This window comes from Mucilaginibacter kameinonensis (assembly GCF_003675385.1).
Classification (GTDB): domain Bacteria; phylum Bacteroidota; class Bacteroidia; order Sphingobacteriales; family Sphingobacteriaceae; genus Mucilaginibacter; species Mucilaginibacter kameinonensis.
In genome coordinates, this window is the sequence record NZ_RCWZ01000005.1 from 138,028 (window position 1) to 163,375 (window position 25,348).

Consider the following 25,348-nt stretch of genomic DNA (forward strand, 5'->3'; position numbering starts at 1 on the left):
AAATTCATCATCAATATTTCAAAGCTGCTGATCAACTTCCGTCAGTGGATGATGCTTAAAAGTGTGCGTTCATCGTTCATACATTAAGTTATCACTTATAATTCTTCATTTATAAATATAATCGCACTTTTGGGCTTTTGTAGCTCAAATTAATGGAACTTACTGACCGGGAAATACATTTAAGAAAAGATCTTTTTGGTAACGACTTTGAATGGGGCGTTTCAACTGCTGCTTTTCAGATAGAGGGCGCTCATGATGCCGATGGAAAAGGATTATCTGTATGGGATACCTTCACCACAAAAAAAGGAAAAATACTGAATGGCGACCATGCCCAAACCGCTTGCGATTTTTATAACTTATACGAGCGCGATATCGATCTGATCAAAGAGCTCAACATCCCCAATTTTCGCTTTTCTATTTCATGGACACGTATCCTGCCCGATGGTACCGGGAAAGTTAACCAGGCAGGTATCGATTATTATAACCGGGTAATCAATTATTGTATTAAAAAGGGGATTGAGCCTTGGCTAACCGTATACCATTGGGATTTGCCTCACGTACTTGAAGTTCAGGGCGGATGGACAAATCGCGAAGCTATTAGCTGGTTCAGTGAATTTATTACCATTTGCGCTCAAAATTTTGGCGACAGGGTAAAGCACTGGATGGTGATGAACGAACCTGTGGTATTTACAGGCGCGGGGTATTTTTTTGGTATTCACGCTCCTGGTCGTAGTGGTATGAAAAACTTTGTGCCTGCCATACATCATGTTACCATGAGTATTGCTGAAGGTGGGCGTATCCTGCGAAGACTTTTACCGTCAACAGCGCAAATAGGCACAACATTTTCGTGTTCACAAATAGAACCTTACTCAAACAAACCGAGGGATATAGCTGCGGCTGTTCGTGCCGATGCCTTGATCAATCGTTTATACATTGAACCTTTGCTGGGGATGGGGTACCCTATAAATGATCTCCCCGCCCTTAAAGATCTCAGAAAATATTTTTATCCCGGCGACGAGGATAAACTAAGTTTTGATTTTGATTTTATAGGTATCCAGAACTACACCCGTGAAATTGTAAAATATTCATTCTTCACGCCCTATATCAACGCAAGTATGGTTAAGGCCGAGAACAGGGGCGTTGAACTTACTGCTATGCGCTGGGAAATTTATCCTCCTTCAATTTATCATATGATCAAAAAATATGATGCTTATCCTAACGTTAAAAAGATAATCATTACAGAAAACGGGTCGGCTTTTCCCGATACTGTTACTGATGGTGAAATAAATGATCCTAAGAGACTTAAATATCTAAAGGATAATTTAGCACAAGTGCTAAAAGCGAAAAATGAAGGGCATAAAATTGAAGGCTATTTTGTATGGACCCTTACCGATAATTTTGAATGGGCCGAAGGTTATCATCCGCGTTTTGGATTGATCCATGTTGATCATGCTACCCAGCAACGCACGGTTAAGGCTTCGGGCAAGTGGTATGCTAAATTTTTAAAATAACAGTTAATTTTTAGGCAGTGTGAAGTTAAATGAAGTGCCATTTTCGGTATCACTTTCAAACCAGATGCGCCCGTTGTGATCTTCAATAATTTGCCTGCAGATGGAAAGCCCGAGGCCAAATGATTTTTCGCCGGAGGTTCCGGGGCGTTTGGCGTCGGTAAACATATTGAATACCTGGTTTTTTAGCTTATCAGGAATGCCGATGCCATAGTCTTTTACTGAAATTTGTATTTCATTTTCCAGTTCAATCGTCATCACTAAAATAGCTGATCCTTCCGGGCTGAATTTAATGGCATTGCTAATGAGGTTGCTAATTACCCGCCATATCTTTTCACGACTGATACAAATCTCAACTGGAGTGTTTAATTGAGCAAGATTGATCACCTGTTGTTTCTCCGCTGCTTTAAACCGCATAAGCTCAACGCTATTGCTTAATAATGAATTAATTTCAACTGCTTCTTTGTTGAATGTTGTTGAAGTAGATTCGGTGGCTTCCAGTATTTCATTGATCAGCTCAATGGAGTTAAACGAGGTTTCCCTGATGATGCCGAGGAGCTCTTTCTGTTCGTCGCTGTAATTCTCCTCGCTCATTATACTCGTAAGCGATGCTATGCCACCTATAGGGTTGCGCAGGTCATGTGCAACGGTACGCAAAATGCGGTCTTTTTCCTGGTTGTTGAGCTTTAGATCATTCAGGGCATTTTCCAGGTGATTGTTTTGGTGGTTTATCTGGTGATTAAGACTTCCAAGCGTTTTAATGTTCTTTTTTGATTTTTGCCAGTTTAAAAATATCAGAGAAATGATAATAATGAGCATCAACGCAAAAACAACGGTTACCCTAAGGTAGACGTGTTGTAATTCGTTGTTTTTCTTGAGGTTATTAAACTCATTGTCTTTTTCAAGACTTTTAACCTGTTCCGCTACATCAGCTTCCTTTAGTTTCCTGTTTTCACTTGTGATGGTATCCTTAAGCTCATCATATTGCTTATAATGCGCCATTGCCTGCTGATGATCATTCTGTTTCTCAAAATAATTCGACATTAACAAATGCCAATCCTGTATAGCGTCAGGACTTTTTACGCTGTCAAACTGTAGCTTTATAACGTTGAGAATGTTTAATAAAGAGTCATTGGCATTTTGCTTATCATATATTGCAGCAAGTTTAAGTTCAGAAAACTGGGCATCGTTATTATCATTGCCTTTACGCAAGTTAATAGCGATGCTCTTTTTTAACAGGTCTTTAGCTTCATCGTATTTCCGCTGCCTCATATAAACATCGGCGATGTTACCATACACAACACCTTTGGATACTTCACCCATTTCCGGACGGTCTTTAAACCTGGCCGCGTTAGCCTTAAGATAGTCGAGCGTTTTATTATAAAAGTACATGGCGCTGTCGTTTCTTTGCAGCTTGCTGTAGCTTAAACCAATGTTATTCAGCAACTCCTGACGGCGATAGAAATAGTTAAAGTTTCCTTCACATGAACTTGTTTCCTCAAAACTTTTCTTAAAAAACGAAGCTGCACGGCCATAGTGTTCCTGTTTGTAAAGGATCATGCCCATACGGTAGCTGTAATCGCCCATGGTACAATCGTCAAGGTTATTATTGGCAATTACTTTTCCCTCATAAAAATAGCTGTAAGCTTCGTTGTAGCGGCGTTCATCAAACAATACATCTCCTTTAGAAAGATGAGCCTGGCCGTATTCGCTGGTGAATTTTAACTTTTTTTCAGGCGTGTCAAAAATGTTGAGCATGCTATCTGCATATAGCAAAGCCATTTTACGATCATTCTTTACGTGAGCTGCGTAATTATAAATGAAAAAGTAATAATTGTATACCTGTTTAAAGCCGAGATGATTGGAATGGTGAAAGGCCGAGTCAAGATAATCGGCAGCCGCTTTGTAATGACCATTGTCATACATGGAGGTTGCTGTATCAACCGCCTTATTGTATGCAGATGACGAAAGAAAACCCTTAGGTTGTTGCTGGCAGGAACTGATGATGAGCAACAAGGAAGCAAAAAACAAGCATACCTGTGTAATAACAGATTGTATTGTTTGTTTAAAGCTTTTGTATATAAACATCAAAGATTAAGTTACGTCAGGTTTAGTGTTGGTTTTAAAACAGGGTTAAACTATGAAATTTCTTCAAAATAACTATACTGCTTTTATGATTATTGTTAATTAATTACCTAAAATGAAATTTAATTAATCGAGTCAAGGACGAATGGCTGCCGTTTGATTGATTAATAAATTATGCTACTTCGGCAGGAAGATATACGTAAAAACTGGAGCCGTTGTTTAGGTCGCTCTTTAACCAGATCCTGCCGCTATGTTTTTCAACTATTTGCCGGCAAATTGAAAGCCCAAGGCCAAATGATCTTTCGCCGTCGGTACCGGGACGTTTGGCTTCGGTGAACATATTAAACACCTGTTGCTGTAATTTATCAGGAATACCAATGCCATAATCTTTAACACATATTTCAACCCCCTGGTGCTTTTGGTTTACAATTACATAAATAACCGCTCCTCTTGGGCTAAATTTAATGGCGTTGCTGATGAGGTTACTGATAACGCGCCATATTTTTTCCCGGTTTATCAATAGCTCTGTAGGAGTATCCAGCAGGCTAAGCATGATATCCTGATCTTTTTCAGCCGCCTTGAATCTCAACAAGTCGACGCTATTACTGATAAGGCTGTTAATCTCAACCCATTCCTTATTAAAGGAGACGTTAGCCGTATTTGCAGCCTCCAAAATCTCATTAATAAGCTCGAGCGAATTGTATGAAGTTTCTTTAATAAGATTGATCAGGTCTGTTTGTTCTTCATCTTGTGCGTCATCAACCATTGCTGCTGACAATGATGCTATGCCACCAAGAGGGTTGCGGAGGTCGTGAGCAACGGCACGCAGGATCCGGTCTTTTTCGCGGCTGCCGCGATTTACTTCTTCAAGCGTGTTTTCTAATTCGTTTTTCTGCAGTTTGATCTGGTCATTCAGCTTTTTTATCGCAACGATATCCCGCTTAGATCTTTTCAGGTTGCGGAAAACAAGGAAGATAATAATTACCGCCATCACCGAAAAAAGTACGGCAAGGCAGATATATACCAATTGCAGTTTGTTGTGCCCTTTAAGGTTTTCTATCTGATTTTCCTTGTCGAAATTAGCCTGTTGCTGGTTTACGTCCGTCCGTTTCAAAGAGGATGTCCTTTTTAGTGCCGAATCCTTTAAAGCGGAATAATTTTTTAAATAAAACAGGCTGTTCTGGTAATCCTTTTTTTGCAGGTAATAAGTGCTCATTAAACCGTTCCAACTGGTTTCAGCATCGTCATTATTTATAATATCAAGCTGAAGACGCAGGCTTTTCAGTAACTCAAATAGTTCGGCTGGCTTGTTGATGCTTAGGTATAGCCGGGCAAGTTTTATCTCGGTTAATTCGGCATCGCGGTTATCATTGCCAGGCTTTAAATTAATGGCAATACTTTTCTTCAATAACTCACTTGCCTGGGGGTAATCATGAACAAGCATAGCTAAATCGCCCTGATTACCGTATACTACACCTCTGGCAACTTCAAGCAGGTTTGCGCGTTCGGCAAATCTTGTACTGTTTTCGTTGATGTAAGTTAGTGCTTTGTTTAAGTAAAGCCTTGAGCTATCAATATCACCGCTGTTTTTATAGCTCTCGCCGATATTATCCAAAAGTTCCTGACGTTGGTAAAAGGCGCGAAAATCATCGGTATAGGCGTAGCTTTGCCTGTGGCTGATCTTGAAATAATTAGCGGCTTCCTTAAAATGCCCCTGTTTAAACATGATCATACCCATGCGGTAGGTGTATTCGGCTAATATGGCATCGTCAATGGCGTTTTTGCCAATAGAATAGCCCTTGTAAAAGTACCGGTAAGCCTGATCGTATTTCACCATATCCGAATAGGCATCGCCAGTCGCGAAATCCGCTTCAGATGCTAAGGCTATGTGCTGATCGGGGGTAACGCTTTCTGCTGCTACTGCCTGCATGGTATCAGCATAGGGCATGGCCTTTTTAGGGTCATGCAATGCTTTTAAATTATAAAGAAAATGAAAAGCGTAAAAACGGAACCTGTCACTTACATAGGGACGGCTTACCGTTTTATATGCCGAATCGAGGTATTCAATGGCCCTGTGAGGTTGGGATTTTTCGCCGTTATATGACGTTACCGTATCAAATATCGGCTTAAACTGTTTGGAATAGTCGCCGGTATCACGGGTGTTATTTGCGCAGGAATTAAAAGTCAATAAATATGCTAAAGCCAACCATATAGTATGATTGAGCAGCACTTTGTTTAAACTAACAGGGCTATCAGGGGGCGCCAACTTTGAGTGTTTACGCAACAAATATAATGTTCATAATTATAACGAACAATATTTTTGCGTCAGAATAACACGTATGTTACTAAAAGTTAAAGCGCGTTGATTATCTGTTACTTAAAAGCATCCAGGCCGGTAATGTCCATCCCTGTAATAAGCAAATGGATGTCATGTGTACCTTCATAAGTAATTACCGATTCCAGGTTCATCATATGCCTCATAATAGGATATTCGCCTGTAATGCCCATGCCTCCAAGCATTTGTCTTGCTTCACGCGCAATGGTAATAGCTGTTTCAACACTGTTTCGCTTGGCCATTGATATCTGGGCCGGGGTAGCCCGGTTTTCATTTTTAAGTGTACCTAAACGCCAAACCAAAAGTTGCCCTTTGGTAATTTCTGTTATCATTTCAGCCAGTTTTTTTTGCTGAAGCTGGAAACCTGCAATAGGGCGGCCAAATTGTTCCCTTTCCTTAGTGTAACGAAGAGCGGTATCGTAGCAATCCATCGCGGCACCCAAGGCGCCCCAGGCAATACCATAACGGGCCTGGTTTAAACAACCCAATGGCCCTTTAATTCCTGCAACATTTGGTAACAGGTTTTCTTTAGGTACTTTAACATGGTCAAAAACAAGTTCGCCGGTAGCCGATGCCCTCAGCGACCATTTGTTATGGGTGGTTGGTGTAGTAAAACCTTCCATGCCGCGTTCAACTATCAAGCCGCGAATTTTGCCCTCTTCATCTTTAGCCCAAACAACGGCAATATCGGCAAAAGGCGAATTGGAGATCCACATTTTGGCACCGTTAAGGATATAGTGGTCGCCCGCGTCTTTTATATTGGTGGTCATACCACCGGGGTTTGATCCATGATCTGGCTCGGTTAAACCAAAACAGCCCATCAACTCACCTGTAGCAAGCTTGGGCAGATACTTTTTGCGTTGTTCTTCACTACCATAAGCATAAATCGGGTACATTACTAATGATCCCTGAACCGAGGCTGTGGAACGGATGCCTGAATCACCGCGCTCTAACTCTTGCATGATGATACCATATGACATATAGTCCAGACCCGCACCGCCATATTCAACCGGGATAGTAGGGCCAAATGCACCGATTTCGGCAAGGCCTTTCAGTAATTGCGAAGGGAACTCAGCTTTTTGAGCATAGTCTTCAATAATTGGACTTAACTCTTTTTTTACCCAATCCCGTACCGATGAACGGATAAGTTTATGTTCGTCGGTTAACAACTCATCTAACAAGTAATAGTCCGGGGCTTCGTACAGATCTGTTTTGGCCATAACGTTATAGTTGGTGGACAAATATAAAGCATTTATCACCGGTAAAAGCAAGTCAAAAAGGCCGTTTTTTGATATGTGAGGCCACTTTATTACAAAAAGTAGGTTTAAACGGTTTAAAGCATGTTTTTGACAAAAAAATATTTTTACGGGCTGAAAATCTGTATGATTAAAAATATTTTGAAAAGTCTTTTCCCTCAGGATGAGATTTAGATATGGCTTTTGTTACTTTTGAACATGATCAATATAGCCTTGCAAGGCGCGGAGTTTTTCGCGTATCACGGATTTTATCCTGAAGAACAAAAAATAGGTTGCCGTTTTTTAGTTGATGTAAACGTAGGTTTTGTGCCTCCCGGCGATCTGCTGGAAGACAATCTGAGTAAAACAGTTGATTATGAGCGCGTGTATATCATAGTATGTGAAGAGATGAAGCATCCGCGCAAACTGATTGAAACTGTTGGGCAGTCGATAATTGATCGTATCAAAAAGAAATATCCGTTTGCGGAAAGCATTGAGGTTACCATCAAAAAGCTTACTCCGCCATTGAGCGGTAAAGTGGCCCATTCGGCTGTGATTATAAACTATAAGAAATCCTAATCATGGAATTCAATAAAATATCGGCTCAAATATTAGATGCCATTACTGCAGTTGTAGGAGAGGGCAATGTATTAACCAGTCACGAAAGTCTTGAGAAATACAGCCACGACGAAACTGAGGATTTGGTTTATTATCCCGAAGTAGTAGCACGCCCGCAAACTCCTGAGGAAGTTGCTGCGTTATTAAAAATCTGTAATGAAAACCTGATCCCGGTAACGCCGCGTGGTGCAGGTACTGGTCTTAGTGGTGGTGCTTTGCCCATAAAAGGTGGTTTGCTGATTGCTATGGAGCGCTTCAACAAAGTACTTGATATTGATGAGCAAAACTTACAGGCGACCGTTGAGCCGGGTGTGGTAACCGAAGAATTTATGAATGCGGTAGCTGCCAAAGGCTTGCTTTACCCGGTTGACCCGGCCAGCAAAGGTAGTTGCTTTATTGGTGGCAATGTGTCGCATGGTTCTGGTGGCCCGCGGGTTGTTAAATACGGCACCATTCGGGAGTATGTGCTTAACCTTCAGGTGGTTTTAACATCGGGCGAGATCATTTGGACTGGGGCTAATACTTTAAAGTACGCGTCGGGCTATAACCTAACCCAACTGATGATCGGTTCGGAGGGCACTTTGGGTATTGTTACCAAAATAGTGGTAAAGCTTATTCCGGCCCCAACGCTTGATGCCTTAATGCTGGCGTCGTTCCCTACAAATGAAATGGCCTGTGCCGCTGTTTCGGCTATATTCAGGGCAGGAATCGTACCATCAGCGCTTGAGTTTATGGAGCGAAAAGGTGTAGAGTGGGTAAAGGAGCATGATGATATTGCCTTTGATCTTCAGGACGGCATTGAAGCTTTTCTTTTGATTGAAGTTGACGGTACCAATCAGGATGTGATTTTTAGTGATTGCGAAAAGGTAAATTCAGCACTTGAAGAGTTTGATTGTCGCGATGTTCTGTTTGCAGATTCGTCGGCTCAGAAGGAAGAGCTTTGGCGCTTAAGGCGTACCATGGCGGTATCGGTAAAATCAAACTCGGTTTACAAGGAAGAAGATACGGTTGTTCCGCGTGCGGCATTACCGCAGCTGATTAAAGGTATTAAAGAAGCAGGGGTTAAATATGGCTTTGAATCAGTGTGTTATGGTCATGCAGGTGATGGAAACCTGCATGTAAATATTATCAAAGCCAATATGAGCGACGAGGATTGGAACAACAAGCTGAAATTCGGAATCCGGGAAATATTTGAGCTTACGGTATCCCTTGGTGGTACACTATCGGGCGAGCACGGTATTGGTCTTGTGCAAAAGGATTTTATGCCGATAAAATTTTCGGACGTACACTTTGCGCTTTGGAAAGGTATAAAACAAGTATTTGACCCTAAAGGGATCCTGAATCCAGGGAAGATTTTTTAGTTAAGAAAAACCGCGCGTCATTGCGAGGCATGAAGCAATCCCCAATTAGCAGAGCCACTCTGAAAAGTTAGGGATTGCTTCGTGCCTCGCAATGAGGATTTGAGAGATAAATATCTGCCATCTAACAATCAATTCGTATTCAGGATCAATCTTGGTTCGTCATAATTGATCATCCTATGCCTTTCGGGCGATGGGATAGGCACCGATTTGTTAGCCGAGTAATCATAACTGATACAAACTGTTTTGCCTGTAGTTACTATTTCTTCACCCTGGGGAGTTATCCGCACTAATACGTGCATCATGTCAAAACTACTGTTGCCTATACGTATAGTACGTACATAGCATGCGATATTATCCTGAACGGTTAGCGGTTTTAGGTAGTTTATTTCTGAACGGCCGAGAATGATCCCGGTATTGCTCCAATCCCAGTTAATAATTTCTTTCCAGTAGCCAATACGGGCTATTTCAAAGTAGGTAAGGTATACTGCGTTGTTTACGTGTCCGAATGAATCGATATCCGAAAAACGGATAGGGATAGGGGTTTTATATTTGTAATCGGTAAGTTTTTCAGTCATTTTCGGTCATTTTGTCTGCCTAAAAATATTATTTGCGACTTTTTGTCGCACGCTTTAGGCTTTTTTGCCGTTGGTACAGCAGTTGATCAATAGGTTACGAAGTTAATAAAAAACAAAACTTTAGGAGGATATAAAAATGACATTAGTAAAATTTAACAACGGCCATAAAAACACTTCAGCTAACCCATTTTTTAGCGATGTATTTGATTCACTGATCAATGATTCGTTTTTAAGCGATAAATTAATCGCTCGTGTACCTGCTGTAAACATTGCAGAAACCGAAAACGAATTTCATGTTGAACTGGCTGTTCCTGGTTTAAAGAAAGAAGATTTTAAGATCAATCTTGATAAAAACGTATTAAGTGTAGCTGCTGAAAAGAAAGCCGAAAACGTTGAAGAAGGCAAAAAATTCAGCAAACGTGAATACAGCTACAATTCATTTGTAAGATCATTCACTTTACCTGAAAGCGCCGACCAATCAAAAATTGATGCCGATTATGCTGATGGTATTTTGAAACTTACTATAGCAAAAAAAGAAGAAGCTAAATTTCAAACAAGAGAAATAGCTGTAAAATAATTAAAGACTGTTTTCATAAAGTAGTTAGTTTGGTTTGAAGGCCGCCCTGTAATGGGGCGGCCTTTTTTGGTAGCTAATTAATCAGCCAGCACTTTTACCTCAATGTTGTTTCTTGTGGCTTTTGAATAAGGACAGGCCCTATGTGCTGCATCAGCCATTTTTTGAGCAATATCCCAATCCACGCCCGGGATATGTACATGCAATTCGGCCGACAAAGCGAATGCGGCCTCGCTCTCTTTGTTGAACGAAATATGTACATCAACTGTGGCCTGCGTTACATCTACATTATCACGTTTACCAACAGAACCCAGCGCACCCAGGTAGCAGGCTCCCCAGGCACCGGCAAATAGCAATTCGGGGTTGGCATAGCCATCCTCGCCGCCAAGTGCCGCAGGTAGTTTAAGCTCCATATCTATCACACCATCTTCTGATTTAATATGGCCTTCCCGGCCGCCTTTTGCTGTTACTACAGCGGTATATAATTTTTCCATGAGTTTAATCTTTGTTTTAATAGTTAACTCTTGAAAGAGGATAGTGTTTGCCTGTTATTTGATTTATGGACATGGGGTGACTCTGTATAAATTATTGTGTCGCGATCATTTATTGATTTATAAAATAAAAATTTTTGATTTGAATTACGTGTTGCTAAAAATATTAGTATTTTTGAATTGATATGAATGTGGACAGGATAACGGAAAAGCTCAATATTTTGGCCGATGCGGCAAAATATGATGTATCATGCGCGTCGAGCGGGAGCAACAGGAAAAACAAAGACAAAGGACTGGGAAATGCCAGTAATGGTATTTGTCATAGTTATACTGAGGATGGGCGATGCGTATCGTTGCTGAAAATCCTGCTTACTAATCATTGCATATTCGATTGCGCTTATTGTGTATCCCGTAAAAACAATGATATCAAACGGGCCGCGTTCACGGTTCAGGAAGTGGTTGACCTCACCATTAATTTTTACCGGCGCAATTATATCGAGGGTTTGTTTTTAAGCTCAGGTATTTTTAAAGATGCCGATTATACAATGGAGCGCCTGGTTCGTGTAGCGAAAAAACTAAGGACCGAGCATAACTTTAACGGATACATTCATCTAAAATCTATCCCCGGTGCAAGTGAGGAGTTAATGCGGGAAGCTGGTTTATATGCTGATAGGCTCAGTGTGAATTTAGAAATGCCTACCGAGGCCGGATTAAAACTGCTGGCTCCCGATAAAAACCGGCAGGACATGATCGATCCGATGCAGTTTTTGAAAAAGGAGATTATTCAGAATACAGAAGAGAAGAAGCTTTTTAAAAATACACCAATGTTTGCGCCCGCGGGTCAAAGTACACAGATGATAGTCGGCGCTACACGCGAGAGTGATCAGCAGGTATTGCAGTCGGCCAATTATTTTTATAAAAATTTCAATTTAAAGCGGGTGTATTATTCGGGCTATGTACCTGTGCTGGCAGATCAGCGTTTGCCGGCATTGAATACCGCTGTCCCTTTGGTGCGCGAAAATCGCCTTTACCAGGCCGATTGGCTTATGCGTTTTTATGGTTTCCATGTAAACGAGATCGTCAATAATCAAAATCCGCTGCTCGATCTGGATATCGATCCTAAACTGAGCTGGGCAATCCGGAATATGCAGGTTTTTCCCATTGATATTAATAGAGCTGACTTGCAGTTGATTCTTCGTGTACCGGGTATTGGTTTACTATCGGCACAAAAAATAGTTGCTGCGCGAAAGTTTGCCGGATTGGGCTGGGAGCAACTTAAAAAGATAGGAGTGGCTATTAATCGGGCTAAGTATTTTATTACCTGCAAAAGCAATGAGTTTGAACGGCGTGATTTAACAGGGCAAAATATCAAGCAATTTATTATGGCCCAATCGCAAAGTAAATACATTAAAAATACGCAAACCCAACTTAACCTGTTTTGAAAATGCATACACTGGTTTACGACGGAACATTTGAAGGGCTGCTTACCGCTGTATTTGAAATTTATGAGCGCAAGCTGTATCCTGTTAAATTGTTAAAAGGGGAGTGGCGCAACAGCGCGTTGTTTGAAGAGGTAATTCCTGTTGTTACAGATGAGACACGGGCGGGCAGGGTGTTAAAAGGATTGCGCAAAAAACTTTCGGCAGCGGGGGTGCAACGCCTTTACATAAGTCATATGGCCGAAATTGCAGGTGAGGATTGTAATGTTCTTGGGTTTATACGGCATGCTTTTGACAGTGAGCAAAATATAGAAGAAGATTACGCGAACAGGTATGTAATGCGCCTTTCGGAAATTTTAAAAATGGTCCGGCGCGAAAAACACAGAATGGAAGCCTTTGTTAGGTTTCAAAAATTAAATGACGGTACTTTTTATGCCGCTATTGAGCCGGATTTTAATGTGTTGCCATTGCTCATCAAGCATTTTAAAAGCAGGTATGCCGATCAGAAATGGATGATCTATGATATTAAAAGAAATTACGGGTTATATTATGACCTACATGATACGCAGTTCATCGAAATGAATTTCGACGAATTAAATAGACCGGCTGATGTTATTGCCGCATACAGCGAAGATGAAGGCATTTATCAAAACCTTTGGAAGAATTATTTTAATAGTGTAAACATCGTTTCGCGCAAAAATACGAAGCTTCATGTACGCCATATTCCTAAGCGATATTGGCGGCATTTAACAGAGAAAATTTAGCGTTTTGACGGTTTTGCGCATTTTCTTCTTTTGCTTACTTGTTGCTTTTGGCTGTGTTTGTTGAAAAAGGACGATGTTAATAACGTTGGTGCTTATTTGCTTGAATGTCAGTATTTATACTTGAATTTGGTAGCTTGTAAATTGTTAATAACCGGCGTTTATAGGTTGATAACCTGTTAATAAAAACAAAAAAAAATATTTGCCAAATTCAGCCAATGTCCCGATATTGAAATCATCAAGAACGACGTACTTTGATAGCCTTTCAGGAAAACAGAAATTGAATCGGGTGAACCTCCGGGGGAACTAAAGATCGAAGGAAGTCCCTGAGTCACAAGAAAAAATGAAGAAGGCGAAAGTCTTTTGAAAAAAGAAAGTGGTTAAAGGAGGTGCCGGAATTAAGAAGAGAAACTCTACGGAGGGAACCAACAGAAACCGGTGACAACGAAAACGGGTCGACCGCTCGTGAGAGCAACGGACAACGATCATGTCGGTTAAAGATACACAAAACTTGATGCTGTCAGGCAACTACGGTTAAGAGGCAGTTTGGAAACGGGAGTTCAAATCGAAAGAAATGACTCCCGTTTTCGTTTTTGAAGGTTTTTTGTTTGAGGAGAAATTTTTCTTCAAATGTTAAAATCGTTATTTTAGACGGATATGAAGGACGGCCAGCGTAACCAGAAGAAAAAAATATTTGTTTTAGATACCTCCGTGATCCTGTACGATCACAATGCATTTCAAAACTTCCAGGAGCATGATGTAGCCATACCCATCCAGGTATTGGAAGAGCTCGACAACAAAAAAAACGGTAATGATACCCGCAACTTCGAGGCCAGGAGCTTTATCAGGCTCATGGACGATTTTTCTCACAACGGACTAATTAATGAATGGGTTCCGCTTAACGGTAAAACCAAAGGCAGTTTTAAAGTGGCTATGGACACCAAAACCACAGGCCTGGATGCCGAGCAGGTTTTTGGTTCCGATAAAACAGATCATAGGATCCTGAACGCGGCCTTAGGTTTACAGGAAGAAAATCCGGGTAAAAAGGTAGTGCTGGTTTCAAAAGATATCTGTCTTCGCCTTAAGGCCAAAGCCCTTAACCTACACGCCGAAGATTACGAAACAGGTAAGATAAAAAACCTGGAGGAGCTTTACACCGGCAAAACGGATGTAGAGAAGGTGACGGAGAAGCTCATCACCACGCTGAATAAAAATGAGAATGTTCCGGCCGAAAATTTGAAGATAGAATCATACACCAATAATCATTTTTATGTTTTAAAAGGTAAAAAAGGAGATACCGTAGGCTTTTATAATTCGCAGAGCAAACAGCTTGAAAAAGTTACAGAGCAGCCTGTTTTAAATATCTATCCCCGCAACATGGAGCAATCATTTGCAATTCATGCGCTCTTACATCCGGATATTAAATTAGTAACCATACAAGGTAACGCGGGGACGGGTAAAACGTTGCTGGCATTGGCCAGCGCCCTTGAGCAGCGTAAATATTACCGCCAGATTTTTGTAACCCGCCCGATAGTTCCTTTAAGTAATAAAGATATTGGCTTTTTGCCCGGTGATATTAAATCAAAAATAGACCCGTATATGGCGCCGATATGGGATAATCTGAAATTCATCAAAGACCAGTTTGCTGATGACGAAAAGATGCAGGCCAAAATTGATGAACTGGTCAACAACGATAAGATTTCGATAGCGCCACTGGCTTTTATCCGCGGGCGAACGCTCAGCAAGATTTTCTTTATTGTTGATGAAGCGCAAAACCTCACTCCACATGAAGTGAAAACCATCATATCCCGCGCTGGTGAAAACAGCAAGTTTGTATTTACCGGGGATATTTACCAGATAGACACTCCATACCTTGACGCAGAAAGTAACGGATTATCATATTTAATAGATAAAGCTAAAGGTCACCCGCTTTATGCGCATATCACTCTGCAAAAAGGGGAAAGAAGCGAATTGGCCAATTTAGCTACGGAGTTGTTGTAGGGTATCTTCGCTACGTCATTGCGAGGTACGAAGCAATCCCAAACTATGCAGGGTGGACTTGTAAATCGGGGATTGCTTCGTGCCTCGCAATGACGCTTTTTTATTTTCATCGCTTTTTAAAGCACCGAATAAACATATTTTCTAAAACTTCATAACGCTTTCCTATGTATCTTTAGGAAATAAACCTCTGCTTATGAAAATATCAAAATACCTGCACTCGTGCCTGCTTTTTGAATTGGATAATTATCAGCTGTTATTTGATCCGGGTAAGTTTTCTTTTGCCGAAGGTTTGGTTACCCCGCAAATGTTTGCCGATGTAAACAGTATTGTGATCACCCATATCCATCCCGATCATTTTGATATCGACATTTTAAAAAGCATTGTCGAATTAAACAAAGCAGAGGTCATTACAAATTCGCAGGTAGGTAAAGAATTGGAAAAAGCAAATCTAAAGTACACGTTACTGGAAGAAGGCACTCATAAAGCGGGACCATTTAAATTACAGGCCTTTCCGGTTAAGCATGAGTTGATCATGGATAATCCCTTGCCTCAGATGACCGGTTTCCTGATCAATAATAAAATCTTACATCCAGTTGACTCGATGGAAGAAAAGCTATTTAATTTTAAAGGGATCGAATTGCTGATTATGGTATCGATGGCACCCTTCGCCAACGAGCCTACAATTTCGGCCTTTGCAGATGAATTACATCCCAAACAAATTCTGCCTGTGCATGACGGGTACGCCAAGGATTTTTTCATACTTCAGCGCTATGCCGCCTATAAAAAGCATTTTGATAAACTGGGCATTAAGTTTCATGAAGTTTATAAGGTAGGGGACGGGATAAGTCTTTAGTTCAGCGTATTAAATCGTATATAAGCATAACTTAGTATTTGGAAGATGATACTAACGACATAGAACGGATCAATTATGAACGTTTAAAATACCGCTATAAAAAGAAACCCCCGCCGAGAGGCGGGGGTTCTTTGCGAGCTCAGCCTCCTGCTAAGCCGACCCGCGTTAACCTTATCACAATGCTAAGGTGAGGATTAATAATGAAGAAAACATGAACATTAATTGCTGCTAATTCTTCATCTTAGCGAAATACATAATTTTAGCTGATGCAGAAACCAGACAGCCTCATTTTTGATATGGACGGAACCCTTTGGGACGCCGTTGACACTTACGCACAATCATGGAACCTTATATTTCAAAAGCTTGATATCCCGCGAACAATAAAACGCGACGACCTATTGCACGTAATAGGAATGGAGGGACAAAAACTAACCCGTGTTTTACTGCCCGAACTTGATGATGAAAAAGGAATGGAAGTATATTACGCGGTAAACCAGGTAAGACGCGAGATATTACCCACCAGCGGCGGCATTATGTATAAAGGCGTGAAAGACGGTTTGCAGCAATTGTCATCCAAGTATAAATTGTTTGTATTGAGCAATTGCGCGGTTGGCATTATTCCGTTGTTTTTAGCCTGGGCAGATATTAATGAGTTTATTACCGATAGCATGGCTTACGGAACCAATCAAATGCCTAAAAACCATAACATGCATTTGCTGATGGATAAGCACAATTTACAAAGCCCGGTTTATATAGGAGATACCAATGGCGATGCCGAGCAAACACGGCTGGCAGGCATTCCCTTTACATTTGTTAGCTATGGGTTTGGCAATACAGATGATTACGATAATAAGTTTGATGATTTTGAATCGCTGACCCAATATTATTTGAGTTTGTAAGTTTAGTTTACATGAAAAGCGTATCACTGCTTCTTTTATTTCTTATTACCCTGTGCGGTTCGGCATTGGGCCAGCATGCTACCGTCGAATCTGAAGAATGGCTTACCGAAGATCTCGGCTACCTTTATTTTAACGGTGGAAAAGCTTATTTTAATTTCGACGGATATAAGAAGCATGAAAACAAATATAAAATAGAGCACGACACTATTAAAATAATTGATAGCTATACCACCAGTGCAGATAATTTCAGACAACAACACACCGACATTTCTAAATTCATCATCAACTATTTTGATGGAAAAAAACTGACCATTAAAGCGGTTAATGAAAATGCAGTGAAGTTGGCAGGTCGGCCTCCGCTACAGTTTAAAAATTATAAAGCCAGCTTTGATAACGGGATTAAATTTTCAAAGCTTCGTTTTTTGTCCTCAACATGCTATGGCAATTGTCCGCAATTACTGATTAACATATGGGGCGATGGTACTTATCGTTTAAAAGGGGGCGAATTTACAGAACCATTTAAAGGGGATTATGCAGGTAGACTTACCGGCCCGCAGTTGGATAGTCTTAACTTTTGGCTTAAACATAGCGAGTTGAAAAAGATGTATGATTGGAAACAAGGCAGTCAGGTTACCGATGCGCCAAATTATCATCTGGATATCGACTTTGAAAATAGTAAGGACAAGCTTACGCTAACCACTAACGACCCTCCTTTTAACCTAACAGGTTTGGTAAATTTCTTAGTAGAATCATTCAGAAAAGTAAACCTTACAAAAATTAAAGACGGTGAGAAGCAGGCAAACTGATCTACGGCTGGAGGAGCACATAAATATTTGCTTAGCTGTTAAGTTTTTGTAGCTTAGTTAGCAAATAAAATCTTCCCATGAAAACAAAAACCAAAGTCATTATTACCCTTATACTTCTCCTGATTTTAGTTGGCTTCTTTTACTATCGCTATTGTTTTGTTTTCGGCGAAGGAACAAAGGCCGGCACAATGAATTATTTTGTGAAGAAAGGCTATATTTTTAAAACCTATGAAGGCCGGTTAATTCAAAGCGGAATCCGTAGTCAGGTAGCCGGAGGTACAATTGGTTCAAATGAGTTTATGTTTTCTGTAACCGACGAAAAGGTAGCTAAGCAACTGAGTAGCAATGCGGGTTCATTTCTTGAACTTCATTATAAAGAATACCTGCACACCTTGCCATGGCGCGGAGTAAGCGTTTTCGTGGTTGATAGTATAGTTTCGGCTAAACCACTTGCGCCGGGAATGTAATATGTAAACTACAACCTGCTTAAGCGCTAACCAGGTTGTAGTTTAATTCGCCATTTAGTCTCGTGATTTTTACCATACCACGGGCAAACAAGTAATCAAGTACTTCAGCGGCATTTTTTTCGTGGGTGAATGTGTTTACCGATGGTTCGTATTCCCTTAGTTTTAATGCGATATCAGTCACAGTAGCCTGCTTTAATTGCGAAAGCGTGTAAATTACTTTATCCTGTGTGCACGAAACCTTTGCATAACGATCAGGAACGTGACATGCTGAAAAAAATGATTGTTTAGAATTGTTCATCTGTGTTTGCTATTACAAAATTACCATCAGGCATTAACCGTGTCGCGTAGCGATTTTACGGTATCATGCGCTTTCTTTAAACCATCCAAATGGTTATTGAGCAAGGCCACAACCTGCTCATCTTCCCATATTAATTCTTTATCATCAAGTGCGGCGCGATACGCCTTTTGGGCTATGTCTTCGCCATATTCACAATCGGATAGGATGCCATGGCGATCTTTATTTATAAACACCGCTTTCACATCCATCCAGGCATGATAAAATTTACCCGAAAGGGTAGTGCCGTCTGCCGGATTCCCGCCTAATACGTGAATATAATCGCGCAATTCATTAACGTAACTTTTGCTTTGATCAATATACTCGTTAAAAAGTAAATTCAGACCTGTTTCGTCGGTTACCTCATTGGCCTTTTGATAACCGGCTATCCTGTCGTTATTTATTTTGATCAGATCATTCAATGCCGAGATCTGGTGCTGTACGTGTTGTAAGAGTCCCATGGTTGCTATTGTTTTGTTATAGTAAATAACATAGCATATGGGTTAATGTTTTTATTTGTTAGTTAGATATTGGTTGGTCGGATAATAAGCTAATCTAAGATGTTTTAACTATACAACGGGATGAATCGGCGACCGAGTAATACAGCCACCGTCAGGGCTCATCCCGAGGAGGGGTAAAATTCATTAAATTATCGTCAACTTCATGTTTGTCAAACAACGGGAAGAAACGGTGGCCGGGTGAGACAGCCACCGTCAGGGTTCATCCCGAAGAGGGGTAAAATTTATTTAGTTGATCAGTTAAGCTTGTTATTATACAACGTTTTGCTTTTGCGTAAAATAGGCTAACTTTTTCAGCAGATCGTTCATGTCGAATGGTTTGGCTAAAAAGTCATCGGCGCCGGCTATTATGGCCGATTGGCGTATGTCATGACTTGCCGATATCATGATAACAGGAATATCTTTAGTTAGCTCGGCGGCTTTGAATTTCTTGCAGATGTCTCTACCATCCTCGCCGCTCATCCAGATATCCAGGAGCAGAAGATCGGGAAGATCATTCTGCTTAATTTTAAGTACTGCAGATCCGTCGACAGTTGAACTTACCTCATAACCTTCAAACTCAAGCAGCATTGCCACGGCATCAACAATGCCGGGATCGTCATCTGCAATCATGATTTTTTTAATCTTTGCATTCATCTTAGGCGTAAGGGCTTGGTTAAACCCTCTGAAATTATAAGTGATAAACCTAACCTAAATGTAAATGGTCCAGCAAAAAATTAACTGTTGGTTTCATCTACAGGTAATGCAAAGCAAAAAGTAGACCCTTTGCCTTCAACGCTGTTTACCCACATTCTGCCGCCTTCGCGCTTAATTATTTCTGAAGAGATGTACAATCCTAACCCCAAACCGGGGAAAGTATGCTGCTTATTCCCGCTCACGCGGTAGAACTGTTCAAACACAAGATCTTTCTTGTCTTCGGGGATGCCGATACCAAAATCCTGTACACAAACAATAGCCTCATTGTTTTCACGGCGGGTGCTAACGATGATCTTATCGGTATGCGGCGAATACTTGATTGCGTTTGTGATAAGGTTGGTAATAACCTGGCTTATGCGGTCTTTATCGGAGTAGATATTGCCTGTTTGGGAGAAGTTTTGGATGAGCTGATGTTTTTGAGTAGTATGCTGCAGGTCCTGAATAGTTTCCTGTACCGTTTCATTAAAATCAAACCATGATTTATTGAACTGCAACCTGCCCGAGTTTATCTTGGTAACATCAAGCAAATCGCCGATGAGGTTAGTCAGCCGGTTTACCTGTGCATCCATCCGGAGCACCATTTCGGCCTTTTTATGTTCGCCTTCCCGGGTAAGCATGGCGCCAAGCACCTGGGCATAAGCTTTTATACTGGTAACCGGTGTTTTTAACTCATGACTGGCTATGCCCAAGAAATCATCTTTCTGACGCTGTAATTGTTTCTGCTCATCAATATCGGTATTGGTGCCAAACCATTTAATGATCTTATCTTCGATGGTAAAAGGCAATGCCCTAACCAGGTGCCATTTATAATTTTCATCTTTATCTTTCAGCCTAAACTCGTATTGAAAAATATTGCCGGTATTTACCGCGTTATTCCAGGCTTCAATACATCCGGCCCTGTCATCGGGATGAATACCATCAAGCCAATCCGGGCCGGCGATCTTGTTTGTCGCAATGCCAAAGTAATCAACGGCCCGTTTGTTTAGGTAGTCAAGTTCCCCGTCGGTACGGGCTGTCCAAAGTTGTACCGGCATAAAATCGGTAACAAACTCAAACTGACTGATCTGGTCACTTAGCTCTCTGTTACGTAATTTTATTTCACGTTCGGCAACCGTCTTATCGGTAACATCGGTACAGGCTCCTATGTACCCTGTAAATTCTCCCTGTTCATTGTATTGCGGGTTGCCGGTTGCAATGCACCATCTTGTTTCACCATCTTTATTGATTATTCTAAAATCAACTTCGTAAAATCGGCGAGCGCTTAAATCAGATAAAAACTTCTCGGCAGCACGCGGTCTGTCCTCTTCCACAATAGCGTTGGCCCATCCGCTTCCCATGTGCTTTTCATATTCAATGCCGGTCCAGTCAATCCACGTTTGATTTACATAGGTGATATTTCCCTGGGCATCCGCCATCCATAATACCGTTGGCGAAGCGTTAGTGATGTTTTTAAGCAATTGCTCACTATCAGTCAGCGCCTTTTTATCAGCAATTTCTCTTCTCAAGTCCCGGGCTATTGAAGCCCGGCCCTGCGGTGCCCCGGTTACAGAGTCATAAACCAGCATAGTGGTTCCGTATACCGGTATAGCCTCGCCGGTTTGGAAATGGCGGTAACGTATTTCCCCGCTCCATTTGCCATGCTTCATTAAGGCGATATTTACCATATCTCTTAGCTTGGCTATCTCATCGGGCATTATAAATTCGCTGTTATGCCTGCGATGTTCTTTAACGCCGGCAATCCCCAGCATTTTCCGACCGGCAGTATTTACATAGGTAACATTACCATCCAGATCCGACAGGCTTACAAAATCCGAACTGTGGTTAATAAGCGATAGTAATTTGTATTGTTCGTTCCTCGCGGCCTTTTCGGGGCGCAGGTCACGGGCTACAGAAGCCATACCAATAGGCAGGTTATTTAAAGGATCATCTATTCTAAAACAACTCACGTAAACCGGGATACTTTCTCCAGTTTTAAAATGCCGGTAATGCATTTCGCCTTCCCATTTACCATATTGCTGCACTGTTGGAATTATATCATTGTTTACTTTGTTTGCCTCGTCGTGTATAAAAAAATCAACGCCTGGTTTTAAGACAGATTTTGTGTTTTCAACACCGAGTATTGCGTAGCCGGTTTTATTGATATAAGTAACAAAACCGTCCATATTGCCTACAGCCACTATATCAGCGGTATTGTCAATCAGCGCGAGTAATTTTTGTTGTTCCTGTTTATCTGATATCTCGCGGGTGATGTCCTGTACCGTACCCGCAAAACGGATAGGCTCATGGTTATCATTAAAATAAGCCTTACCTTTTAAATGTATCCAGTATTTTAAATTACCAAAATCATTAATGGTTCGCACAATAAGGTCATAATTACCACCACTCGCAGGATCATATGCCTGCAACACCGCGGCGCGCAATCGTTGAGCGTCTTCCGGGTGTACAAATTTTAATAAGTCGGCGTATTTTATATCATCGGTTTTCCGAAAGCCGCACAGTTCCTTACAGCGATCATCCCATATTACGGTTTGTAGTTTGGGGTTTAAATCCCAGGTGCCCAGTTCTGCCGCTTGAAGTGCATATTGAACACGCTGCTCACTTTCGGCCAGTTTTTGCCGTGTAGTTACAAGTTCTGTTACATCTGCCGCGGTATTTAGCACGCCCCAAACTTCGCCCTTATCATCACGTAAAGGTTTAAAAGTAAAATTGAAGTAAAACTCTTCAAGTTTATTGTTAACCAAAAGGTCTACCTTTTCTTCTTTTCCTTCGTAAGTGATGCCGCTTTTATAAACGTTTAATAATATCGCGTGAAAACCCTGTTCTTCAAGCTCTGGCAACAGGTTGAAGTAGGTGCGCCCTACAACATTGTCACCCTTGCCCCAAATATCAATAATAGCTTTGTTGGCTATCCTGATCTCCATGCCTTCGCCCATGTACAAAGCCACCGGCGTAGGTGACTCCCTGATCAGGATACGGAATATATCTTCGTTTAATTGTTGATGCAGGTCGGCCTGGTTATTCATTACACTGATAAAACATATAAATATAATCCATAATGGTTAAAAATACTAAAGCCCAGATGCCGCTTCAAAGACAGCTTCTGATTAATCGCTATACAGACCGCCGTGATATGAATTTTATTTATTGAAACAGAAAACCTGCGTAAATGTTTAGTTGTGTTTTTTTAGAGCTGTAGGTTGTGGATGTTTTAATTGGGATGCGCTTAATAAAGATTTATTTATCCGTATTATTAGCATTACCAATTCAATACTGTTTCATGATTTTTACCGGCAGAAAGTCAAAAAGGCAAAACAATTTTACCGCTATTACTATTAACTTACCTATGAAAACAAAATCCTGTATGCATGATGGTTATAGCAGACAGGTAGCTTAAAAACAAATAGCATTTATGACCAAATTGCATAAAAAACAACAGTTAACAACATTTGATCAATTGCCTAAAACCCCTACAGGCATTACCGGTTTAGATGAGATAACAGGCGGGGGCTTACCAAAAGGCAGACCTACATTAATATGCGGGGAAGCTGGCTGTGGTAAAACACTTATGTCCCTTGAATTTGTAATAAGGGGAGCTACCGAATTTAATGAGCCAGGCGTATTTATGGCCTTTGAAGAAAAAGCCGATGAACTCGCCGCTAATGTTGCATCGCTCGGCTTTGATTTATTCAAACTTCAGGAAAATAAAAAACTGAGACTGGACCATGTGCATATAGACCGGAGCGAGATAGAAGAAACAGGAGAGTATGATCTGGAGGGTTTATTTATCCGTTTAGGCTATGCTATTGATAGCATAGGTGCAAAGCGAGTGGTTTTAGATACACTGGAGAATCTTTTTTCCGGATTATCGAACCAGGTTATACTGCGTGCCGAATTGAGAAGGCTCTTTAATTTCTTAAAAGATAAAGGTGTAACTGCAGTCATAACCGGTGAAAAGGGAGAAGGAGCTTCGTTAACGCGACAGGGACTTGAGGAGTATGTTTCCGATTGTGTGATACTGCTTGACCATAGGGTGATCAACCAGATTTCAACCCGTCGTTTGCGTGTGGTTAAATACCGCGGCTCACAACATGGCACCAATGAGTATCCTTTTTTAATAGATGAGGAAGGAATTTCAGTATTGCCCGTCACATCTTTAAAACTTGAAAAGGAAGTATCGTCAAAACGGATCTCATCAGGTATTCCTTCGCTTGACAGCATGTTTGGTGGCAAAGGTTTTTTCCAGGGTAGCAGTATCCTGGTTTCGGGGACAGCCGGTACAGGTAAAACAAGTATCGCGGCCAGCTTTGCTAACGAAGTTTGCCGAAATAAAAAGAAGTGTCTTTATTTCGCATTCGAAGAGTCACCCAAACAGATTCTTCGTAATATGCAATCCATCAATATAGACTTGCAAAAACATGTTGATAGTGGCTTACTTGAATTTCACGCGTCGCGCCCTACACTTTATGGGCTCGAAATGCATCTGGTGGCAATTTATAAGATCATTAAAAGATTTAAGCCTTCAACGGTAATACTTGATCCTATCACAAACCTTATTACGGTAGGTTCTGTAAGTGAGGTAAAATCAATGCTCATCAGGCTGATAGATTTTTTACAGGATGAACAGATCACAGTTATGTTTACTGCGCTTAGTTTAAATACTGTGGTTAATGAGCAAACTGACGAAGGTGTTTCGTCATTAGTTGATGCCTGGTTGCTTGTGCGTGACATTGAATCAAACGGAGAACGTAACAGGGGCCTTTACATTATGAAATCGCGGGGTATGAGCCACTCAAACCAGGTGCGGGAATTTACAATAACTGATAATGGCTTAAATCTGGTTGATGTTTATCTTGGTCCGGAAGGTGTACTTACCGGCTCGGCTCGTGAAGCACAAAAACTAAAAGAGAAAACAGGAGTGGCCCTCAGGGACTTTGCCGTATCCCGGAAAGATAAGGAGATCTTGCGCAAACGTATGATGCTTGAATCAAAAATTGCAAGCCTGCAGGCTGAGTTCGAATCGGCAGAGGAAGAGCTCAATAAGATGTACCTTGAAGATGAGTTAAAACAGGAGATCATCGAAAAAAATCGCCAGGAGATAACTAATATCCGTCGCGGAAATGTAGATGCGCCCAAAAGTAAAGCAAAAACTAAAAAGTAATGGAACTGGGAGAAGTAGTAAAATACGAGTTGCGATTATATGTAGCAGGTAAAACGGCTAAATCTGTTACGGCCCTCACAAATCTTAAAAAATATTGTGAAGAACATTTAAAAGGTCAATACGTTATTGAAGTGATTGACTTGCTGCAACAACCACAACTGGCGGAGGGTGATCAGATTTTTGCCGTACCTACGCTGGTAAGAAAAGTACCTGAACCAATTCGCAAAATAATAGGCGATTTAAGTAACGAGGAAAAAGTTTTAGTGGGATTAAACATTAGGCCTATAAAAAATATATAATGACGGAGCACAACCAATTGCCTTTAAATGCCGATGATAATTTAAGTGAGGGGGATAGCCAGCTATTTCGATTGCGTTTATTTGTGATTGGGGCGTCGCCTAATTCTATTCGTGCTATTACCAACCTTAAAAATATTTGTGAAGAACATATTAAAGCGAATTACGAGCTGGAAATAATTGATGTATACCAGCAACCACTTATAGCCGAAGCAGAACAGATTGTAGCACTGCCGCTGCTGATCAAAAAATCTCCTGGTACCGAACGAAAACTGATAGGAGATATGTCAAACACCGCCAAGGTTTTGAAGGGGCTTGGTATATATTCGGAGAGTTAA

At 41.0% G+C, this 25,348-nt stretch carries 23 protein-coding genes; 14 read left to right on the forward strand and 9 right to left on the reverse strand.

The window, feature by feature from the left end; translation table 11 throughout:
- Positions 1-152: 152 nt before the first annotated feature.
- Complete coding sequence (locus EAH55_RS23690; protein ID WP_121811847.1) at positions 153-1,511, forward strand: GH1 family beta-glucosidase; 1,359 nt, start codon at positions 153-155, stop codon at positions 1,509-1,511.
- A 3-nt stretch (positions 1,512-1,514) separates the two neighbouring features.
- Here the strand turns inward: EAH55_RS23690 and EAH55_RS23695 are convergent, their stop codons facing one another.
- From EAH55_RS23695 to EAH55_RS23705, 3 genes are all read right to left on the reverse strand, one after another.
- A complete protein-coding gene (locus EAH55_RS23695; RefSeq protein WP_121811848.1) occupies positions 1,515-3,596 on the reverse strand; it encodes a tetratricopeptide repeat-containing sensor histidine kinase in 2,082 nt (693 codons plus the stop codon).
- A 169-nt stretch (positions 3,597-3,765) separates the two neighbouring features.
- Positions 3,766-5,781 carry an ATP-binding protein gene (locus EAH55_RS23700; protein WP_162997011.1) on the reverse strand — a complete coding sequence of 672 codons (2,016 nt, stop codon included), beginning with the start codon at positions 5,779-5,781 and terminating at the stop codon, positions 3,766-3,768.
- Positions 5,782-5,966: 185 nt separating this feature from the next.
- Positions 5,967-7,148, reverse strand: coding sequence for an acyl-CoA dehydrogenase family protein (locus EAH55_RS23705; protein ID WP_112575458.1), 1,182 nt, complete (start codon positions 7,146-7,148; stop codon positions 5,967-5,969).
- Positions 7,149-7,382: 234 nt separating this feature from the next.
- On the opposite strand from EAH55_RS23705, the gene folB reads away from it, so the two are divergent.
- Both folB and EAH55_RS23715 read left to right on the forward strand, forming a co-directional pair.
- Positions 7,383-7,742 carry a dihydroneopterin aldolase gene (gene folB / locus EAH55_RS23710; RefSeq protein WP_112575459.1) on the forward strand — a complete coding sequence of 120 codons (360 nt, stop codon included), beginning with the start codon at positions 7,383-7,385 and terminating at the stop codon, positions 7,740-7,742.
- A 2-nt stretch (positions 7,743-7,744) separates the two neighbouring features.
- Positions 7,745-9,142, forward strand: coding sequence for an FAD-binding oxidoreductase (locus tag EAH55_RS23715; RefSeq protein WP_121811850.1), 1,398 nt, complete (start codon positions 7,745-7,747; stop codon positions 9,140-9,142).
- A gap of 128 nt (positions 9,143-9,270) precedes the next feature.
- Here EAH55_RS23715 and EAH55_RS23720 read toward each other — a convergent pair whose 3' ends face one another.
- Positions 9,271-9,717 carry an acyl-CoA thioesterase gene (locus EAH55_RS23720; protein WP_112575461.1) on the reverse strand — a complete coding sequence of 149 codons (447 nt, stop codon included), beginning with the start codon at positions 9,715-9,717 and terminating at the stop codon, positions 9,271-9,273.
- 136 nt (positions 9,718-9,853) lie between these two features.
- On the opposite strand from EAH55_RS23720, the gene EAH55_RS23725 reads away from it, so the two are divergent.
- Positions 9,854-10,294: an Hsp20/alpha crystallin family protein gene (locus tag EAH55_RS23725; protein ID WP_121811851.1), complete on the forward strand. Its 441-nt coding sequence runs from the start codon at positions 9,854-9,856 to the stop codon at positions 10,292-10,294.
- A gap of 77 nt (positions 10,295-10,371) precedes the next feature.
- On the opposite strand, the gene EAH55_RS23730 is transcribed toward EAH55_RS23725, so the two are convergent.
- Complete coding sequence (locus EAH55_RS23730; RefSeq protein WP_121811852.1) at positions 10,372-10,785, reverse strand: Ohr family peroxiredoxin; 414 nt, start codon at positions 10,783-10,785, stop codon at positions 10,372-10,374.
- Between the two features lie 182 nt (positions 10,786-10,967).
- Here EAH55_RS23730 and EAH55_RS23735 point away from each other — a divergent pair, with 182 nt between their 5' ends.
- From EAH55_RS23735 to EAH55_RS23765, 7 genes are all read left to right on the forward strand, one after another.
- Positions 10,968-12,224: a putative DNA modification/repair radical SAM protein gene (locus EAH55_RS23735; protein ID WP_121811853.1), complete on the forward strand. Its 1,257-nt coding sequence runs from the start codon at positions 10,968-10,970 to the stop codon at positions 12,222-12,224.
- A 2-nt stretch (positions 12,225-12,226) separates the two neighbouring features.
- Complete coding sequence (locus tag EAH55_RS23740) at positions 12,227-12,985, forward strand: TIGR03915 family putative DNA repair protein (RefSeq protein WP_121811854.1); 759 nt, start codon at positions 12,227-12,229, stop codon at positions 12,983-12,985.
- Between the two features lie 654 nt (positions 12,986-13,639).
- On the forward strand, positions 13,640-14,983 hold the full coding sequence (locus tag EAH55_RS23745) for a PhoH family protein (RefSeq protein ID WP_121811855.1): 1,344 nt from the start codon (positions 13,640-13,642) through the stop codon (positions 14,981-14,983).
- Between the two features lie 193 nt (positions 14,984-15,176).
- Positions 15,177-15,836, forward strand: coding sequence for an MBL fold metallo-hydrolase (locus tag EAH55_RS23750; protein WP_121811856.1), 660 nt, complete (start codon positions 15,177-15,179; stop codon positions 15,834-15,836).
- Between the two features lie 266 nt (positions 15,837-16,102).
- Positions 16,103-16,735, forward strand: coding sequence for an HAD family hydrolase (locus EAH55_RS23755; protein WP_112575468.1), 633 nt, complete (start codon positions 16,103-16,105; stop codon positions 16,733-16,735).
- An 11-nt stretch (positions 16,736-16,746) separates the two neighbouring features.
- The gene (locus EAH55_RS23760) at positions 16,747-17,541 is read left to right on the forward strand and encodes a DUF6438 domain-containing protein (RefSeq protein ID WP_121811857.1); all 795 of its coding nucleotides are present in this window, start codon (positions 16,747-16,749) and stop codon (positions 17,539-17,541) included.
- Between the two features lie 77 nt (positions 17,542-17,618).
- On the forward strand, positions 17,619-18,008 hold the full coding sequence (locus EAH55_RS23765) for a hypothetical protein (protein ID WP_121811858.1): 390 nt from the start codon (positions 17,619-17,621) through the stop codon (positions 18,006-18,008).
- Between the two features lie 19 nt (positions 18,009-18,027).
- Here the strand turns inward: EAH55_RS23765 and EAH55_RS23770 are convergent, their stop codons facing one another.
- The 4 genes from EAH55_RS23770 to EAH55_RS23785 all read right to left on the reverse strand — a co-directional run bounded on the left by EAH55_RS23770 (position 18,028) and on the right by EAH55_RS23785 (position 22,579).
- The gene (locus EAH55_RS23770) at positions 18,028-18,306 is read right to left on the reverse strand and encodes a hypothetical protein (protein WP_121811859.1); all 279 of its coding nucleotides are present in this window, start codon (positions 18,304-18,306) and stop codon (positions 18,028-18,030) included.
- A 26-nt stretch (positions 18,307-18,332) separates the two neighbouring features.
- Entirely contained in the window at positions 18,333-18,803 is a 471-nt protein-coding gene (locus tag EAH55_RS23775; RefSeq protein ID WP_121811860.1) for a ferritin-like domain-containing protein, read from the reverse strand.
- Positions 18,804-19,112: 309 nt separating this feature from the next.
- Positions 19,113-19,496 carry a response regulator gene (locus tag EAH55_RS23780; protein WP_121811861.1) on the reverse strand — a complete coding sequence of 128 codons (384 nt, stop codon included), beginning with the start codon at positions 19,494-19,496 and terminating at the stop codon, positions 19,113-19,115.
- A gap of 80 nt (positions 19,497-19,576) precedes the next feature.
- Positions 19,577-22,579: a PAS domain-containing sensor histidine kinase gene (locus EAH55_RS23785; RefSeq protein WP_121811862.1), complete on the reverse strand. Its 3,003-nt coding sequence runs from the start codon at positions 22,577-22,579 to the stop codon at positions 19,577-19,579.
- 386 nt (positions 22,580-22,965) lie between these two features.
- Here EAH55_RS23785 and kaiC point away from each other — a divergent pair, with 386 nt between their 5' ends.
- From kaiC to EAH55_RS23800, 3 genes are read left to right on the forward strand one after another with little or no spacing between them, the layout of a single operon-like run.
- The gene (gene kaiC, locus EAH55_RS23790) at positions 22,966-24,714 is read left to right on the forward strand and encodes a circadian clock protein KaiC (RefSeq protein WP_121811863.1); all 1,749 of its coding nucleotides are present in this window, start codon (positions 22,966-22,968) and stop codon (positions 24,712-24,714) included.
- Positions 24,714-25,013, forward strand: a complete 300-nt coding sequence (locus EAH55_RS23795) for a circadian clock KaiB family protein (protein WP_121811864.1) — start codon at positions 24,714-24,716, stop codon at positions 25,011-25,013. Before kaiC ends, EAH55_RS23795 begins: the two co-directional genes overlap by 1 nt.
- Positions 25,013-25,348, forward strand: a complete 336-nt coding sequence (locus tag EAH55_RS23800; RefSeq protein ID WP_112575476.1) for a circadian clock KaiB family protein — start codon at positions 25,013-25,015, stop codon at positions 25,346-25,348. Before EAH55_RS23795 ends, EAH55_RS23800 begins: the two co-directional genes overlap by 1 nt.

Coding starts and splice junctions, on each gene's coding strand:
- EAH55_RS23690 (WP_121811847.1), top strand. CDS start 153: ATGGAACTTACTGACCGGGAAATACATTTAAGAAAAGATCTTTTTGGT.
- EAH55_RS23695 (WP_121811848.1), bottom strand. CDS start 3,596: ATGTTTATATACAAAAGCTTTAAACAAACAATACAATCTGTTATTACA.
- EAH55_RS23705 (WP_112575458.1), bottom strand. CDS start 7,148: ATGGCCAAAACAGATCTGTACGAAGCCCCGGACTATTACTTGTTAGAT.
- folB (WP_112575459.1), top strand. CDS start 7,383: ATGATCAATATAGCCTTGCAAGGCGCGGAGTTTTTCGCGTATCACGGA.
- EAH55_RS23715 (WP_121811850.1), top strand. CDS start 7,745: ATGGAATTCAATAAAATATCGGCTCAAATATTAGATGCCATTACTGCA.
- EAH55_RS23720 (WP_112575461.1), bottom strand. CDS start 9,717: ATGACTGAAAAACTTACCGATTACAAATATAAAACCCCTATCCCTATC.
- EAH55_RS23725 (WP_121811851.1), top strand. CDS start 9,854: ATGACATTAGTAAAATTTAACAACGGCCATAAAAACACTTCAGCTAAC.
- EAH55_RS23730 (WP_121811852.1), bottom strand. CDS start 10,785: ATGGAAAAATTATATACCGCTGTAGTAACAGCAAAAGGCGGCCGGGAA.
- EAH55_RS23735 (WP_121811853.1), top strand. CDS start 10,968: ATGAATGTGGACAGGATAACGGAAAAGCTCAATATTTTGGCCGATGCG.
- EAH55_RS23740 (WP_121811854.1), top strand. CDS start 12,227: ATGCATACACTGGTTTACGACGGAACATTTGAAGGGCTGCTTACCGCT.
- EAH55_RS23745 (WP_121811855.1), top strand. CDS start 13,640: ATGAAGGACGGCCAGCGTAACCAGAAGAAAAAAATATTTGTTTTAGAT.
- EAH55_RS23750 (WP_121811856.1), top strand. CDS start 15,177: ATGAAAATATCAAAATACCTGCACTCGTGCCTGCTTTTTGAATTGGAT.
- EAH55_RS23755 (WP_112575468.1), top strand. CDS start 16,103: ATGCAGAAACCAGACAGCCTCATTTTTGATATGGACGGAACCCTTTGG.
- EAH55_RS23760 (WP_121811857.1), top strand. CDS start 16,747: ATGAAAAGCGTATCACTGCTTCTTTTATTTCTTATTACCCTGTGCGGT.
- EAH55_RS23765 (WP_121811858.1), top strand. CDS start 17,619: ATGAAAACAAAAACCAAAGTCATTATTACCCTTATACTTCTCCTGATT.
- EAH55_RS23770 (WP_121811859.1), bottom strand. CDS start 18,306: ATGAACAATTCTAAACAATCATTTTTTTCAGCATGTCACGTTCCTGAT.
- EAH55_RS23775 (WP_121811860.1), bottom strand. CDS start 18,803: ATGGGACTCTTACAACACGTACAGCACCAGATCTCGGCATTGAATGAT.
- EAH55_RS23780 (WP_121811861.1), bottom strand. CDS start 19,496: ATGAATGCAAAGATTAAAAAAATCATGATTGCAGATGACGATCCCGGC.
- EAH55_RS23785 (WP_121811862.1), bottom strand. CDS start 22,579: ATGAATAACCAGGCCGACCTGCATCAACAATTAAACGAAGATATATTC.
- kaiC (WP_121811863.1), top strand. CDS start 22,966: ATGACCAAATTGCATAAAAAACAACAGTTAACAACATTTGATCAATTG.
- EAH55_RS23795 (WP_121811864.1), top strand. CDS start 24,714: ATGGAACTGGGAGAAGTAGTAAAATACGAGTTGCGATTATATGTAGCA.
- EAH55_RS23800 (WP_112575476.1), top strand. CDS start 25,013: ATGACGGAGCACAACCAATTGCCTTTAAATGCCGATGATAATTTAAGT.